This window comes from Vreelandella neptunia, assembly GCF_022489065.1.
Classification (GTDB): Bacteria; Pseudomonadota; Gammaproteobacteria; order Pseudomonadales; family Halomonadaceae; genus Vreelandella; species Vreelandella neptunia_A.
In genome coordinates, this window is sequence record NZ_JAKVTW010000011.1 from 83,337 (window position 1) to 98,871 (window position 15,535).

Here is a 15,535-nt window from a genome sequence, read left to right on the forward strand (position 1 = left end):
AACTCCCGCAGAACGACGCAATAACGACTCGGGAGATTAAAAGTGGATTTGAAAACCTTCACTGTTAAGATGCGACGAAAGTCGCAATAGTTCAATAGCAGGCTAATTAATTTGCCGACATCCAACGCCTCTCAAATATCCTCGCCCACGCCCCAGCTTCGCCCCTATCAGGTGGACGCGGTAAAGCGCGTGGTGGTGCACTTTCGCGCCTCGAGCGATCCTGCTTTGGTAGTGCTGCCTACCGGGAGCGGTAAATCGCTGGTGATTGCCGAGCTGGCGCGCTTGGCAAGAGGGCGGGTGTTGGTGCTGGCCCATGTGCGCGAGCTTGTGGAGCAGAACCACGCCAAATACCAAGCCTATGGCCTTGAAGCGGATATTTTTAGTGCCGGTTTAAAGCGCAAAGAAGCGAGTCGCCAAGTGGTGTTTGGTTCGGTGCAGTCAGTAGTGCGTAACTTGGCGAGTTTTAATGATGCCAATTTTACCCTGCTGGTGATCGACGAAAGCCATCGTGTATCGCTCAGCGAGGATGCCAGCTACCGCCAGGTGATCGAACATCTGCGCCAACACAATCCGCAGCTGAAAATTCTTGGCTTAACGGCGACCCCCTACCGACTGGGGCAGGGCTTTATCTACTATCGCCACCATCACGGTATGGTGCGTGGCAGTGAAGAGAGCTTTTTCCGCGACTGCGTGTTTGAACAGCCCCTCCGCTTGATGGTGAAACAGGGCTATCTCGCCGAGCCCAAGCGCTTGGATATGGCTATTGAGGGCTACGACTTCTCAGCGCTACGGCCGTCAACGAGCGGCCTGTTTCAGGAGGAGGAGCTTAACCGCGTGGTAGCGGGCAGCCGTGCTACGCCGGGCATCATCGGGCAAATTATCGAACGCGCTCACGACCGCCAGGGCGTGATGATTTTTGCCGCCACTGTGGCCCACGCTGAAGAGATCATGGGCTACTTGCCCAAGGCAGAGGCTGCGTTAATTACCGGTGCAACGCCTTCCCAGGAGCGCACAGCGCTGATCGATGCCTTTAAAGCGCGGCAGCTTAAATACCTAGTTAACGTGGCGGTGCTGACCACTGGTTTCGATGCGCCCCACGTAGATTTGATCGCTATTTTGCGGCCTACCGAATCGGTGAGCCTCTATCAGCAGATGGTGGGCAGAGGGCTGCGCCTATCGCCGGGGAAAAACGACTGTCTGATTCTGGATTATGCCGGTAACCCCTGGGATCTCTTTGCGCCGGAAGTGGGCGAACCAAAGCCGGATAGCGACAGCGAACCGGTGCAAGTGGAATGCCCCGCCTGCGGTCATGCCAATCTTTACTGGGGCAAGCGCGACGGCGATCTAGTCATTGAGCACTTTGGACGCCGGTGCCAAGGACTGATTGAAGATGATGAAGGAAAGCGGCGCCAGTGTGAGTTTCGGTTCCGTTTTAAAGTTTGCGAGGCGTGTGGCGCCGAGAACGATATCGCCGCCCGCCGCTGCCATGGCTGCGACAAACTGTTGGTGGACGCGGATGACAAGCTCAAAGATGCCCTTAAGCTGAAAGATGCCAAAGTGTTGCGCGTAAGCGGTATGCAACTAGAAGCAACCACCAATGGTCGTGGTCTGCCGCGCTTAAAAGTCACCTATCATGACGAAGATGGCACCCATCTCTCTGAGTGGTACGCGCTGGAAACCCCCGCTCAACGGCGCGCCTTCTATGCTGCCTTTCTGCGCTATCACCTGCGTGCACCAGGGGGTAAATGGCAGCCGCTAAGCGCCGAGGAGGTCGTCGCCGAGCAGCGTCGGCTGCGCCATCCTGATTTTGTCGTAGGCCGCAAAGTGGGGCGCCATTTCCAAATCCGAGACAAGCTGTTTGATTACGCTGGCCGCTACCGCAAAGCAGTGGAGGCGGGGTAGTACGCTTGTGCTGACTTTCTAATAGAGCGACGCGAATGCTGATGACTTTGCTAAACTGTTCGCTTGTGCCGATTCCCATTTCTCAAGAGAGCCGACCCGCGTGAGCGAGACGCCAAGCGCTACTGTTGATTTAGAAACACCTGATTCCGAGCCCGCTGATCCAGTGGCGGTTTCGTTTGGGCGTCTGTTTAATGAGCAGATTACGGAAATGCCGGAGGATTTGTATATTCCTCCCGAGGCACTACGCGTCTTTCTGGAGACCTTTGAAGGCCCCCTGGATTTACTGCTATACCTGATTCGGCGTCAGAACCTGGATATCCTGACCATCAATGTGGCCACTATCACCCACCAGTACATCGAATACGTGGAGCTGATGAAGGCCATGGAGATTGAGCTGGCGGGGGAATACCTGTTGATGGCCGCCATGCTCGCTGAGATCAAGTCGCGCACGCTGTTGCCGCGCCCGCCGAAAGCAGAGGGCGACGATGAGGAGGATCCTCGCGCAGAGCTTATCCGACGCCTCCAGGAGTACGAACGCCTCAAAGAGGCAGCCGAGACCCTGGATACGCTGCCGCGCATGGGGCGTGACTGGTTCAGCGTGCAGGCGGGTTTACCTCCACTGGAATCACGCGTGATTCATCCTGAGGTAGAGCTGGACGAGCTGCTCAGCGCGCTCTCCGATATCCTCAAGCGCGCCGAGCTGGTGCAGGCCCACCAGATTAGTCGTGAGGTGCTATCTACCCGCGAGCGCATGCTCAAGATTATGGAGCAGCTAAGCGTTGATGACGCGCATCAGCGCTATACCCCCTTTGAAGCGCTGTTCACCCTAGAAGAAGGGCGGGCTGGCGTGGTCGTGACCTTTATGGCAATTTTAGAGCTGGCCAAAGAAGCCATGATTGAAATTGTTCAGAATGCACCGCTTTCGCCGATTCACGTACGTGCTCGTCGTGCCGCCCTGGCCGATGACGAGGAAGGAGCTTTTGAGGAGGGCGAGATAGAAGATGATGCCTATGGCGAGTCCGCTTTTGAGCCTGGAGAGGAGACGCCATGAGTAACGCCGCCAACGCGTTAAATGACACTGTTTTAGATGACATTATTGAAGCAGCGCTCCTGGCCGCTGGCGAACCCTTGCCCCTTGAGCGCTTGGAAACTCTTTTTCTGGAAGGCGAATGCCCAACGCGCAAGGAGTTCCGTGATGTACTTGAGCGCTTACAGCTGCGCCATTCGGCTGGGGCGCTAGAGTTATTGGAAACGATCTCAGGCTATCAGCTACGCATTCGCCCGCGTCTATCGCAATGGGTCTCGCGGCTATGGGATGAGCGCCCCCAGCGCTACTCTCGGGCGCTGCTGGAAACGCTGGCCTTGATTGCTTACCGTCAACCGGTCACCCGAGGCGATATTGAAGAGGTACGTGGGGTCAGCGTGAGTAGCTCGATTATGCGTACTCTGGCGGAACGTGGCTGGATTCGCGTAGTCGGTCATCGTGATGTGCCCGGTCGACCGGCGGTGTACGCCACTACGCGCAGCTTTTTAGACGATTTTGGTTTAAAAACCCTCGATGCGTTGCCGCCGATGCACACCCTGGCGAGCTGGGACGAAAGCGAAATACCTGAAGACACGGGCATGACGAACGATGCTGGCATTCAGGGAGTCAATGATCCCGATTCAGACCATGAAGCACTGGACGAAACGGATAAAACGGTGCAGGATGCGCCTCCCCAGAAAGATGAGATAACGTCGGCTGACATTGCCGATACGCACGCCGAGACGGCGTTAACCCAGCCGCTGAGCTTTGCTGATCTACAGGCACGGCTAGCGGCACGTGCCAAGCGCCAACAAGATGAGCGCGAGGGCACGCAGACTAACGATGTGAGGTCAGACGACCATGAATCAGAGTAATACCACTACGCCCCCTACCAGCGAAAAGCTGCAAAAAGTCTTGGCCCGTGCCGGTCTTGGCTCGCGGCGTGAGATGGAAACAGCCATTTCCGCCGGACGCGTTAAAGTGAATAGCCAGGTAGCCAAGCTGGGCGATCGCGTTGAAGCACGAGACAAGGTCAGTTTCGATGACCGTCCGGTATCACTGCGCCCGGAAGAGGAAGTGCCGCGTCGGGTGATTATGTACAACAAGCCGGAAGGCGAGTTGTGCACGCGCAAAGACCCAGAAGGTCGGCGCACCGTATTTGAACGCTTGCCGCGCTTGAAAGGTGAGCGCTGGATTGCCATTGGCCGTCTGGATATCAACACCAGCGGTTTGCTGCTGTTTACCACGGATGGCGAGTTGGCCAACCGTTTGATGCACCCCTCCACCCAGGTGGAGCGTGAGTACGCCGTTCGCGTGATGGGTGAAGTGAAGCGCGAGCATATCTTGGCCATGGTCGATGGCGTGATGCTGGAAGATGGCCCGGCACGCTTTACGGACGTGCAGGAGTTTGGTGGCGAGGGCATTAATACCTGGTTTCACGTGGTGATTTTAGAAGGTCGCAACCGCGAAGTGCGTCGTCTTTGGGAGTCACAAGCGCTCACCGTTAGTCGCCTAAAACGTGTACGCTACGGCAATATCTTCCTGGATAAGCGGGCAAAAGCAGGCGAATGGGTCGAGCTTACTCAGGATGAAGTGGATGACTTGGCCACGCTGGCTAACTTAGAAACCCGTAAAGTGCCCGCGCTGACGCCCGATGAGAAGAACCGTTGGAACCGCGATAAACATAAGCGCAAGCCGGTTCAGGCAATGCGTAAACCGAAAAGCAAAGCTCGCTAAGCGCGTCTTTGATAGCTCCGTGTCGAACGGCATGGAGACGTGAAGTCAGTCGTTAAATAAGCGTGTCTGACTCTGTTTAAATGAGTAAGTCAGGCACGTTTGTGGTTCATTTCTACTATCCGAGGCTAAAAAGCACTTGCTATCAAAGCAGTGTAAGCGTAGGATATGCATCCGTTCAGGCGGGTCGTTAGCTCAGTTGGTAGAGCAGTTGACTTTTAATCAATTGGTCGCAGGTTCGAATCCTGCACGACCCACCATCGAAGCCTTTGTTTTTACGATATGTTTGAACAGCAAGTGGCGTCGGGTGGTTATGAACGAAGATAGTATGATGTAGCAGCGCAATTTGGGTCGTTAGCTCAGTTGGTAGAGCAGTTGACTTTTAATCAATTGGTCGCAGGTTCGAATCCTGCACGACCCACCAAATTCAACGCCCCTGGCAGCTAGCTGCCAGGGGCGTTTTGCTATGCGCTGATAAGAGACTCGCTTGAGCAGTGGGCCCTAGTGACAATCTGTTTGCAGCGGGCAGCTATTTCCCACCACAATGGTCTAGAATAGATTTTAGACGACGGGTCACCGCGAGAGACGCAGCGGCCCGTCGCGCACGCGAGTGACATAGGTGTAAAAGTAGCTGCGAAACAGTGCTTGCCTGTGCCTCGACCCAGTGTTTAGCAGGGGGATTCCCTGTTCGTCACAGTGGTAGACACAATGACTATTATGACTACTCAAGCCGAGCTCAGTACTCCGCTACCCGTTGCGTATTGCCCGACCCGTATTCCGGCGGAAGATCTGGCGCGGGTCGAAGAAATTAAACGGCTATTGAAAGCCCATAACGCCGTTTTGGTAGCGCACTACTACACCGATGACGCGATCCAGCAGCTTGCCGAAGAGACCGGCGGCTGTGTCGCTGACTCGCTGGAGATGGCACGCTTTGGTGCCCGCCACGAGGCCACAACGCTGGTTGTTGCCGGTGTACGTTTTATGGGCGAAACCGCCAAAATCCTATCGCCTGAAAAGCGCGTGCTCATGCCCACCCTTGAAGCAACCTGTTCGTTGGATATTGGTTGTCCTATCGACGAGTTCAGTGCTTTCTGCGATGCCCATCCTGACCGCACCGTGGTGGTGTATGCCAATACGTCTGCGGCGGTTAAGGCGCGGGCTGACTGGGTGGTGACTTCGTCGATTGCGGTTGAGGTGATTGAGCACCTGCAGGCCAAGGGTGAGAAAATTCTCTGGGCGCCCGATAAACATTTGGGCGGCTATATTCAGAACAAAACCGGCGCCGATATGTTGATGTGGGACGGCGCCTGTATCGTCCATGAAGAGTTCAAGGCCAAAGGCGTTGAAGACCTTAAACGAATCTACCCCGATGCAGCGGTACTGGTGCATCCCGAGTCGCCTGAACCGGTCGTCAGGCTTGCGGATGTAGCTGGCTCCACCTCCCAGTTGATTAAAGCGGCAAAAGAGCTGCCCAACGATAAGCTGATTGTGGCAACTGACCGAGGCATCTTTTTCAAGATGCAGCAGGCGGTGCCCCATAAAACCCTATTTGAAGCGCCCACCGCCGGTAACGGCGCTACCTGTCGCAGCTGCGCGCACTGCCCCTGGATGGCCATGAATGCGCTGGATAACCTGGCGGGTGCATTGCGCGAGGGGAGTGGTGAGATCCAGGTCGATGAGCCGATGCGTTTGAAGGCCTTGATGCCGCTGGAGCGAATGCTTAATTTCAACGCATAGCGAGAAAAGATTAACCGAAGGTCATTGCGAACGAAGTGAAGCAATCTCGGGGTTATTGCCACCGCTGGTTAAGATTGCCGCGTCGCTGCGCTCCTCGCAATGACCTAGGTTTAGTTGACCTAGATTTAATTGGCATAGATTTAGTTAAAATCTTCCAGCGCTTCGCGGTACTCAATAAACGCCTCGCGGCGCTGCTCAATTCTTGCTACTACCTGCAGATCACTTTCGCGCTCCGCCGCATCCCTTGCAATGGAGAGCTGGCGAATGCCGCGGTCTACCCGCCCCGTTAGCTGAAGATGCTCTGCTCTCGCTAAATGCCCCCAACCATCATGCCCGCTGCGTCCAGCCGCCTCGGCGAGCAGGTTAAAACCTTGTGGGTTTTCTGGATGTTGAGACGTTACGTCGCGCAGCAGGTTGTAAGCAGCTTCAGGGTCGCGCTGTAGCTGTGCTTCAGCCAGTATCAGTTGAGCAGGAAGGTAGTTAGGCATAAAACGCAGCAGTCGCTGGCTGCGCTGGATGGCCTCATCGTACTGGCCAGCCTCTAAGGCGACGCTCGCCGCAGAAGCGGGTAGCATAGCGAAGTCAGGCTGCTGGCTGGCAAGCTGATCCAGGCGTTGTAAGGCGCTACTCGTCTGGCCGTTGCGGGCAGCGATCAACGCATCTAGGTAGCTCTGGGCAACTTCATCCGCGCCTTCACGGGCAAGGCGTGACGCCGCTTGCTGAGGAGTGTTGGCGTGAATGCTCAGCAGTGCCCGGGCGCGCATCATGTCGTAAAGAGTGTCGCTGGTGTATGCATCGGCGACATTCAGCTGGGCAGCGCGATCCTGAGCGGCGCTTAAGCGGCTATCAGTGACCGGGTGTGTGAGTAGGAACTCGGGTGGCGTATCGCCCTGCAGGCGGGCCATACGCTGCATGGCTGCGAACATGCGCACCATGGCTTCCGGGTCATAGCCCGCGTCGGCCATTGCCTGCAGGCCAATATTGTCGGCTTCCTGTTCGAATAGGCGCGAATAGCTGAGCTGATCCTGGATCAGCGCTGCCTGGGAGCCCATGGCGGCCGCCATGCCAACGTCGCCGCCGCCGCTTGCCGCGATCAGCATGCCGGCCAGCATAGCAGCCATGGCGGGCAGTTGGGTTTGCGATGCGCGGGCGCTGCCCCTGGCGTAGTGGCGTTGGGAGAGATGGCCCAGCTCATGGGCTATCACCGATACAAAAGCGCCCTCATCCTCGGCAAACGCGAAGAGTCCCGAGTTAATGCCTACCACGCCACCAGGCACGGCAAAAGCGTTGAGCGATGGATTATCGACCATGACGGCGGTTGTCCGTAAGCCGTTAATCTGGCTATAGGGCGCAAGCCTAGCAATAAGGCTTTCCAGGTAATCACTTACAATGGGATCTTGCCACTGCGGTGCCTGCGCTCGAAATTGACGCAGCCATGCTCGACCCAGGCGGTACTCTTCGTTGCTGACAGAGGTAGAGGCTGCGCCCAGACTAGGCAGACCGTAATCGTTGATAGCGGCGCTTTGTGGGCTGAAAAGCAGGCTGCCGCAGGCGCAAGCGAACGCGCATATCCAGCTAGGGTAAGCGGTACGAAAGGTCGGCATGGCATCCTCATGAGTGTTGGTAAAGCGTAGTTGTCACAGTGTGACATTGATAAAGACGGGGAAGTGCCGTTAAATCGATGACCTAGTGAAATCAATCGCTAAAAAGTCAGTTTATGCAACAATGCCGTGAATATGCAGGTCATTTTGAGGGAGTGTGTATGTCTGAGCAAACCGAGGGCTTTCAACCCGATACGGTGCTTGATGCTTGTGGTCTGCATTGCCCGTTGCCACTGCTGAAGGCGAAGCAAGCCTTGGCAGGTTTGGCAGCAGGCCAGTTGCTGGAAGTACGTTCAACGGATGCGGGCTCATGGCGTGATATGGCCTCGTTTACCGACCAGAGTGCGCATACGCTGGAAGGCCGTGAAAAGCATGATGATGTTTACGTGTACTGGATTCGTAAAGCCGGGGATGCGCACTCATGACTCTGCGCACGATTTTAAAAAGCTGGGTTGAGCGCTACTTCTCAGACGAAGAAGCGCTGATTCTGCTGGTGGTGTTAGTGGCGGGCTTCGCGGCAATTATTTGGTTTGGCCGTATGCTGGCGCCGTTTTTCACTGCGCTGGTGATCTCGTTTCTACTGCAAGGTGTGGTGAGCGCGCTGACTCGGCGTGGCCTGCCGCATTTGCTGGCCGTTATCTTGGTGTTTTTGGCGTTTATTAGCGTTCTGCTAACCCTGGCCTTTATTCTTATGCCACTGATTTGGAACCAGTTAGTCGGGCTGGTGCAGGAGACACCGAGGATGTTTGCCAGTGGACAGGGCTGGCTAGACGAACTGCAGGCGCGTTATCCCAATATTATTACGCCGGATCAAATGCAGAACTGGATAGGCGTAGCGAGCCGCGAAATCAGCCAGTTAGGGCAGCGTGCCTTAACGCTTTCACTGGCATCGCTAGGCAATATTATGTCGCTGATTATCTATCTGGTGTTGGTGCCGATTCTGGTTTTCTTTATGCTCAAGGATCGCGACGTATTAGTCGGCTTCATGCTTTCGCTGCTGCCCCAAAAGCGCACGCTGCTATCGCGTATTTGGCGTGAGATGGACGACCAGATAGCCAACTATATCCGCGGCAAATTTATTGAAATTATCATCGTGGGTACGGTCGCGTTCTTTACCTTTGCCTTCTTTGGCTTGCCTTATACGGCGCTGTTGGCGGTGTTGGTGGGGTTTTCTGTGTTGGTGCCGTATATCGGCGCGGCGGTTGCCACTCTGCCGGTAGCCGCGGTCGCGGGGTTCCACTTTGGGCTTAGCGAGGAGTTTGTCTATGTGCTGGTGGCTTATGGTGTGATCCAAGCGCTGGATGGCAACGTATTAGCACCGGTTCTGTTCTCCGAAACCAACAATATCCACCCGGTCTCTATCATTGTGGCGGTGCTGTTCTTCGGCGGGATTTGGGGGTTCTGGGGTATTTTCTTTGCGATACCCTTGGCAACGCTGCTGAAGGCGTTGATCTACGCCTGGCCGCGAAGTATGCATGAGCGTGAGGAGCGTCGAGGCTTGCAAGCTCCGGCAAAAGAGTACGAGTAGCGCTGAAATATGGCCCGCGCTGGGTATCCTCAGCGCGGGCACGAAGGGTTAGCTTGCAGCGTCAAGTTGTTCGGCTGCGGCAAGCACTTCTTCAACGTGGCCTGTTACCTTTACGCCACGCCACTCTTTTGCCAGCTTGCCCTCTTTATCAATCAAGAACGTGCTTCGCTCGATGCCAAGATGCTCCTTGCCGTACATTTTCTTGAGTTTGATAACGTCAAAGATCGTGCAGACATTTTCGTCTTTGTCAGAGATCAGCTCAAAATTGAAATCCTGCTTGGCTTTGAAATTTTCCTGTGCCCGCAGGCCATCGCGTGAGACGCCAAGAATGACCGTGTTAGCGGCATCGAAGGCGGCTTTGTGGTCACGGAAATCGCCGCCTTCGGTGGTGCAGCCTGGCGTGCTGGCTTTAGGGTAGAAGTAAACCACGACCTGTTTGCCGCGTAGCTCTGACAGCGTCACGGTGGTATCACCGGTCGCGGGGGCGGAAAAATCAGCAACGAGTTGACCGATTTCAACAGACATAAGGCATCCTTTTAAGAGTGGGTGTTAATATTGGGCGTTAATGTAGACAGCTAATGTTGTTGGTTATTGTGGATAGTTATTGTGGATGGTTAATGTTAATTGTTACGCGCGATTACACGTAAGCCAGAGGCCGTTGTCAAAGCTCAAATCAGGCTGGTGACAAACTCGCAGCGCTTTACGCTGTACAGGCTGGAATCGCCTGAGTACCATTTGCCCTCTGTGGAGCGCCAGCGGCTTGTTACGAAGTAGCGCGATGGCGACCATTTTTGATAAAAACATAGCACGTAAAATACGTAGCACTTAAAACACAGATAGTTGATATCACACTTTGGCTGGTGAGGAATAAACGGATGATCACAGGCAGCATCGTCGCCCTGGCGACGCCTATGAAAGTCAATGGCGACATCGACTGGGAGGCGCTTCGTCGTCTGGTGAACTTCCATCTCGAAAATGGCACCGATGCCATTGTTGCTGCGGGCACGACAGGCGAACCAACTACCATGTCCTTTGCGGAGCACTTTGATGTAATTCGCAGCGTCGTAGAAGAGGTCAATGGCCGTATTCCGGTTATCGCTGGAACCGGGGCCAACGCCACGTCTGAAGCGGTTGAGCTGGCGCGATACGCCGGTGAAGTGGGGGCCGATTACTGTTTGTCAGTATGCCCTTACTACAACAAGCCCACCCAGGAAGGCCTCTACCAGCACTTTAAAGCGGTCGCTGAAGGCAGCAAGCTGCCGGTAATTCTGTATAACGTGCCGGGCCGCACCTGTTCTGATCTCTACAACGAAACCGTCTTACGGTTGGCTAATGTAAATAATATTATTGGCTTAAAAGACGCGACGGGGAACCTGGAGCGTGCAGAAGATCTAATCACGCGTCTGAAGGGCAGTGGCTTTATGCTCTACTCCGGCGACGATGCGACTGCCTGTGACTTTATGTTGATGGGTGGCCATGGCGATATCTCCGTTACCGCCAACGTTGCCCCCCAGGCAATGCACGATCTGTGCGCAGCTGCCGTAGCCGGTGATTCCGATAAGGCACACCAAATTAATACACGTTTGATGCCGCTGCATACCAATCTGGGCATAGAGTCGAACCCTATCCCGGTGAAGTGGGCGCTGAATCGTATGGGCTACGCAGACGCGGGGATTCGTCTACCGCTGACTTGGCTGTCGGAAAAATACCACGCCACGGTGAGTGAAGCGCTGCAGTTGGCAGGCGTTGTAGAGGAGTAACTCGGCGCAATACCCTTTGCTACCCAGCTAGCTTATCGCTGAGCTGGGTACCTGATTTGTTGACTTAAGGTGGCTTGATGAGCTCTGTGCTTGAAATACGTGCGCTTAAATGGGTTCCGCTGGCACTCGCAGCGGCTGTCGTGCTCTCTGGTTGTGCGCGAGATGGTTTTTACCACGACCGTAACCTGGACTACACCGAGGCCGCTCCGGCGCCGCCTCTAGTGTTGCCGGAGACCCGTGATGCCCAACGATACCGCGATGCGCTGCCGGTTCCTCAAGCCGCCACTCAAGGTACACGGCTTGACGAAGCGGCAGAAATTCGTCCGCCTCAATCGCTGGCTATTGGCAGTGGTCTAGAGCCTGAGTATGTTGAGCGCCGCGAAGTTGGCGACCAAACCTGGCTCGTCGTGGCCGCCGACACCGGTACGGTGTGGCCGCAGTTGGAAGAGTTTGTACGCAGCCGACAGTTGGCCGTACAGCAGAGCAGTGCTTCCCAGGGCGTTATTGTGACTTCTCAGGCGGAAATACGCCTGCAGAGTGCACTCCGTGCGGGCAGCAGCGAAGTGCGCTGTGAGCGTGGCGGGCAAACCATGACAAGCTGTTTAGAGGCGCTGGAAAGCCACCTAAGCGCACGCAGCGCGTCTGCCAGCGTGTCCTCTTCCTGGACCGCTCAGCGCCTCACTGACGAGCAGACACTGCAAATTCGTCAGCAGGGCGACGAGTGGGAAGTGGTTATTCCGCAGCCCATTGACCGCGTATGGGCAGAGCTCAACCACTACCTGGAACTCGATTTTGCTCAGGAAGGGCAGCGTGATTTGCTGGCCGCCGATCCGGCTAGTCACGAGTTCATGGTTGATTATATGACCGCGACTGAGCGCAATCGTAACCCGCTACAGATCGTGTTCAGTGCGGATGTTCGCAAGATGTCCCAAGAGATTCGTCTTGCCCTACAGCCTGACGGTGACCAGACGATCCTGCGTGCCATTAACGCTAGTGAGCGGGCATTTAGCGCCGACGATCAGCGCGAGCTGCTTGAGCGTGTCTCCGGCTATTTACGTTAATTTGTTGATCCTTGACCCCTTACGGAGCCCCCATGGAAAAGCGCCAAGAACTCTACGCCGGTAAGGCGAAATCTGTGTATACCACCGACGATCCGGATTTGTTGGTGCTCAATTTTCGTGATGACACCAGCGCCTTTGATGGCAAAAAAATGGAGTCGCTGGCCCGCAAGGGGATGGTCAATAATATCTTTAACGCCTTCATTATGGAGCGGCTGCAGGAAGCGGGTATTCCCACCCACTTTGAAAAGCAGCTCTCCAACACGGAAAGCCTGGTCAAAAAGATGCAGATGATTCCGGTGGAGTGCGTAGTGCGCAATATCGCCGCCGGTGGTTTGGTAAAACGGCTAGGCGTGGAAGAGGGTATTGCCCTAACGCCGCCTACCTTCGAGCTGTTCTTGAAGAACGACGAGAAGGGCGACCCGATGATCAATGAGTCTCTGGCCGAGACCTTTGGTTGGGCGACCCCTGAGCAGTTGGCTAAGATGAAAACATTAACCTTCAAGGTTAATCATATTCTCAAAGCGCTGTTCGCCGATGGCGATATGCTGCTGGTGGATTATAAGCTTGAGTTTGGTGTGTACAAAGGCGAGGTTGTGCTGGGGGATGAGTTCTCCCCTGATGGCTGCCGCCTATGGGATGCCAATACTCGTGAAAAACTGGATAAGGATCGTTTCCGTCAAGGGCTAGGCGGCGTGATCGAGGCCTACGAAGAAGTAGGCCGTCGTCTGGGGATTACCTTTCCCGCTTAAGTCATTATCATTGGCTTATTGCTCGGCGTAAGGTTCGATAGCCATCACCTCCAAGGTGGTGGCTTCGTCTTTTAGGCAAGCACGAAACTGAACGTCCACATCCCGCAGCCTGACCCCATAAAGTCGACCTGACGCGCTATCTTTTTGCTGGTAGGCGGGTCTTGGGTCTTGGCTTAGTACCTGCTCTATTAGGGCATGCAGAGTAGCGCTATCTGAGCGTTGGGCGAGGGAGTCCAGTGCTGCTGGGTGGAACGACACCGGCATCAGTGACGGGGTCTGGGGGGCGAAGCCGGCCTGTGCGTTGGGCTGAGATTCGGCCCAGGGTAGGTAGGGTTTGATATCAACGACAGGCGTACCGCTGACCAAGTCGCAGCCCTGTAACGTCAAAACCACGCCTTGCTGCGTGTTGATGCCCACGAGTCGCACCAGTGACAGTCCCAGGCGGTTAGGGCGGTGGGTGCTGCGACTGGCAAATACGCCCACTTTTTTATTGCCGCCCAAACGGGGTGGTCTGACCAGTGGCGACCAGCGATCAGGGCTCTGGTGAAATATGAAACTCAGCCACAGATGGCTAAAATCTTCTAGGCCGCGCACCGCGAGCGGATCGTTATAGGGGGGCGCGAGCACCAGCCTGGCGCTAGCGGCGGGGGCGAGCCCCGGTTGGCGCGGAATGCCGAACTTATCCGGGTAGTCGCTCATTACGTGGCCAATGGGCCTCAGCGCAAAGTGCTCGCTGTTAGGGGCATCGTCCATCACACTGCCTTTTGCTAAGGTGAAACTGCGTAGGGTTGGTCCCCGTCGTATAAAGCGTAGTAAGAAGCCAAGTAGTAAGCTGCCAAAGAGTAAGAAGCCAAACAGTATAATGCAGGCCAACGGCTTAAGCGTGACCAAATAGGGTGCGATCGAATGCGGCGTGATCGAATAGTCATTGACCAAATGTTAGTTGAACAGCTCAAAGGTGATGCATGAGTAATACCGAGGAGCAGCAGGCGCCAACCAGTGCGCGGATTATGTATCGCGCGGCGCTAGCACGTGATGCCGCCGATCAGGCAGAAGTGTTTTACCACGCCGTCATGCAGGGGGCTGCCACGCACTACACGCTGGATGAGCGGCGGGCCTGGGCCAATGCGTTGCCACGGGAAGGCAGTGCGTGGAGAGTGCGCCAAGCGCTCTACACCACGTTGATTGCTACCTGTGATGGGCGTTGCGTGGGTTTTCTGGAGCTAGATTTAGCTGATGGTCGGGTTGAAACGCTCTACGTTTGGCCCTCTTTAACCGGCCGCGGCATTGGCACCACGCTGCTGGTACATGCTGAGCGCTTGCTGCTAGAACAAGGGCTGGGACGGGTGGAAATAGAAGCCAGTTCGTTGCTTTATGAGCGCCTGATGCGCCGTGGTTGGGAAAACCACGGCGAGGAGTGGGTCGAGCGAAGCGGGGAACGGCTACAGCGTTATAAGCTTTCGAAACCACTCAATGCCGTCGAAACGTAAGTAGAGTTACACGCTATAGCTGCGGGTAATGCGCATGGAGAGATCGATTGAGGCGATATCCTTGGTCAGTGCGCCGCTTGAGATACAGTCAACGCCGGTATCGGCGATGGCTCGTAGCGTAGCGTCGTCAACATTGCCCGAAGCTTCCAGGGTGGCTCGGCCACCATTAATTTCGACCGCAACGTGCAGGTCTTCAATGGCAAAATTGTCGAGCATAATAATGTCGGCACCTGCCGCCAGCGCCAAGTCCAGCTCTTCAAAGGTCTCCACCTCGACCTCAACCGGTAGGTCGCTGGCTAACTTGCGCGCTTGCGTAACCGCCGCCTGAATGCCGCCACAGGCAGCAATATGGTTCTCTTTGATCAGAAAAGCGTCCCACAGGCCAATGCGATGGTTATGTCCGCCACCGCAGGTGACTGCATATTTTTGCGCCAAGCGCATGCCGGGCAGTGTTTTGCGGGTATCCAGCAGGCGTACGCCGGTGCCTTCAATCAAATCCACGTAAGCGCGGGTGGCGGTGGCAGTGGCCGACAGCGTTTGCAGTACATTCAGCGCTGCACGCTCTCCCGTCAGCAGGGTGCGGGCGGGGCCTTCCAGGGTTAAGAAACACTGCCCGGCCTCAAGCTTGTCGCCGTCGGCGGCCTGCCAGTGAAGGCTGACTCGGCTATCCAGGCGGCGAAACAGTTCGTCCACCCAGGCAGCACCGCAGAGAACCGCGGGCTCACGGGTAATGATGTCGGCGGTGGCCCACTGGTGTTCAGGGATCAATTGCGCGGTAATATCACCCGGGCCAACGTCTTCGGCTAGCAGGCGAGCAGCGCTGGCGCGGATTTCTTCTGCAAGAGCGGATTGATAATGCATGGCTGTGAGTTCTCTGAACGTCGTCAAGTGTGACCCGCAGTATAGAGAAAAAGAGCGGCGAAAGAGAGCAGTGAAAAGAGCGCTAACG

Annotated in this window: 15 protein-coding genes and 2 tRNA genes; 13 read left to right on the forward strand and 4 right to left on the reverse strand. The window is 55.7% G+C overall.

All coding sequences use genetic code 11. The features are described from left to right. Nucleotides 1-135 precede the first annotated feature (135 nt). The 7 genes from MLE19_RS14615 to nadA all read left to right on the forward strand — a co-directional run bounded on the left by MLE19_RS14615 (nucleotide 136) and on the right by nadA (nucleotide 6,397). Nucleotides 136-1,902: a DEAD/DEAH box helicase gene (locus tag MLE19_RS14615; protein ID WP_340163106.1), complete on the forward strand. Its 1,767-nt coding sequence runs from the start codon at nucleotides 136-138 to the stop codon at nucleotides 1,900-1,902. 100 nt (nucleotides 1,903-2,002) lie between these two features. Further along, complete coding sequence (locus MLE19_RS14620; RefSeq protein ID WP_240718889.1) at nucleotides 2,003-2,953, forward strand: segregation and condensation protein A; 951 nt, start codon at nucleotides 2,003-2,005, stop codon at nucleotides 2,951-2,953. Then, nucleotides 2,950-3,801, forward strand: a complete 852-nt coding sequence (gene scpB, locus MLE19_RS14625; RefSeq protein ID WP_240718890.1) for an SMC-Scp complex subunit ScpB — start codon at nucleotides 2,950-2,952, stop codon at nucleotides 3,799-3,801. Before MLE19_RS14620 ends, scpB begins: the two co-directional genes overlap by 4 nt. Continuing rightward, entirely contained in the window at nucleotides 3,788-4,663 is an 876-nt protein-coding gene (gene rluB, locus MLE19_RS14630) for a 23S rRNA pseudouridine(2605) synthase RluB (protein WP_240718891.1), read from the forward strand. Before scpB ends, rluB begins: the two co-directional genes overlap by 14 nt. A 181-nt stretch (nucleotides 4,664-4,844) precedes the next feature. After that, nucleotides 4,845-4,920, forward strand: a tRNA-Lys gene (locus tag MLE19_RS14635). Between the two features lie 88 nt (nucleotides 4,921-5,008). Then, nucleotides 5,009-5,084, forward strand: a tRNA-Lys gene (locus MLE19_RS14640). Nucleotides 5,085-5,368: 284 nt separating this feature from the next. Then, a complete protein-coding gene (gene nadA / locus MLE19_RS14645; protein WP_240718892.1) occupies nucleotides 5,369-6,397 on the forward strand; it encodes a quinolinate synthase NadA in 1,029 nt (342 codons plus the stop codon). A gap of 140 nt (nucleotides 6,398-6,537) precedes the next feature. On the opposite strand, the gene MLE19_RS14650 is transcribed toward nadA, so the two are convergent. Next, entirely contained in the window at nucleotides 6,538-8,001 is a 1,464-nt protein-coding gene (locus MLE19_RS14650) for a M48 family metalloprotease (protein ID WP_240718893.1), read from the reverse strand. A 158-nt stretch (nucleotides 8,002-8,159) separates the two neighbouring features. On the opposite strand from MLE19_RS14650, the gene MLE19_RS14655 reads away from it, so the two are divergent. Together MLE19_RS14655 and MLE19_RS14660 are read left to right on the forward strand one after the other, a co-directional pair. Next, entirely contained in the window at nucleotides 8,160-8,423 is a 264-nt protein-coding gene (locus tag MLE19_RS14655) for a sulfurtransferase TusA family protein (RefSeq protein ID WP_240718894.1), read from the forward strand. Beyond that, nucleotides 8,420-9,526 carry an AI-2E family transporter gene (locus MLE19_RS14660; RefSeq protein ID WP_240718895.1) on the forward strand — a complete coding sequence of 369 codons (1,107 nt, stop codon included), beginning with the start codon at nucleotides 8,420-8,422 and terminating at the stop codon, nucleotides 9,524-9,526. Before MLE19_RS14655 ends, MLE19_RS14660 begins: the two co-directional genes overlap by 4 nt. Before the next feature lie 48 nt (nucleotides 9,527-9,574). Here the strand turns inward: MLE19_RS14660 and MLE19_RS14665 are convergent, their stop codons facing one another. After that, nucleotides 9,575-10,051 (reverse strand): peroxiredoxin, encoded by a 477-nt coding sequence (locus MLE19_RS14665; protein WP_240718896.1) that lies wholly within the window; start codon nucleotides 10,049-10,051, stop codon nucleotides 9,575-9,577. Nucleotides 10,052-10,401: 350 nt separating this feature from the next. Here MLE19_RS14665 and dapA point away from each other — a divergent pair, with 350 nt between their 5' ends. From dapA to purC, 3 genes are all read left to right on the forward strand, one after another. After that, on the forward strand, nucleotides 10,402-11,286 hold the full coding sequence (gene dapA, locus MLE19_RS14670; RefSeq protein ID WP_240718897.1) for a 4-hydroxy-tetrahydrodipicolinate synthase: 885 nt from the start codon (nucleotides 10,402-10,404) through the stop codon (nucleotides 11,284-11,286). Nucleotides 11,287-11,363: 77 nt separating this feature from the next. Beyond that, nucleotides 11,364-12,347, forward strand: coding sequence for an outer membrane protein assembly factor BamC (gene bamC / locus MLE19_RS14675; RefSeq protein ID WP_240718898.1), 984 nt, complete (start codon nucleotides 11,364-11,366; stop codon nucleotides 12,345-12,347). Between the two features lie 32 nt (nucleotides 12,348-12,379). Beyond that, nucleotides 12,380-13,096, forward strand: a complete 717-nt coding sequence (gene purC, locus MLE19_RS14680) for a phosphoribosylaminoimidazolesuccinocarboxamide synthase (protein ID WP_240718899.1) — start codon at nucleotides 12,380-12,382, stop codon at nucleotides 13,094-13,096. 15 nt (nucleotides 13,097-13,111) lie between these two features. Here the strand turns inward: purC and tsaA are convergent, their stop codons facing one another. Beyond that, nucleotides 13,112-13,849 (reverse strand): tRNA (N6-threonylcarbamoyladenosine(37)-N6)-methyltransferase TrmO, encoded by a 738-nt coding sequence (tsaA, locus tag MLE19_RS14685; RefSeq protein WP_240718900.1) that lies wholly within the window; start codon nucleotides 13,847-13,849, stop codon nucleotides 13,112-13,114. Between the two features lie 212 nt (nucleotides 13,850-14,061). Here tsaA and MLE19_RS14690 point away from each other — a divergent pair, with 212 nt between their 5' ends. Then, a complete protein-coding gene (locus MLE19_RS14690; RefSeq protein WP_240718901.1) occupies nucleotides 14,062-14,586 on the forward strand; it encodes a GNAT family N-acetyltransferase in 525 nt (174 codons plus the stop codon). Nucleotides 14,587-14,592: 6 nt separating this feature from the next. Here the strand turns inward: MLE19_RS14690 and nadC are convergent, their stop codons facing one another. Next, nucleotides 14,593-15,447: a carboxylating nicotinate-nucleotide diphosphorylase gene (nadC, locus tag MLE19_RS14695; protein WP_240718902.1), complete on the reverse strand. Its 855-nt coding sequence runs from the start codon at nucleotides 15,445-15,447 to the stop codon at nucleotides 14,593-14,595. Between the last annotated feature and the right edge of the window lie 88 nt (nucleotides 15,448-15,535).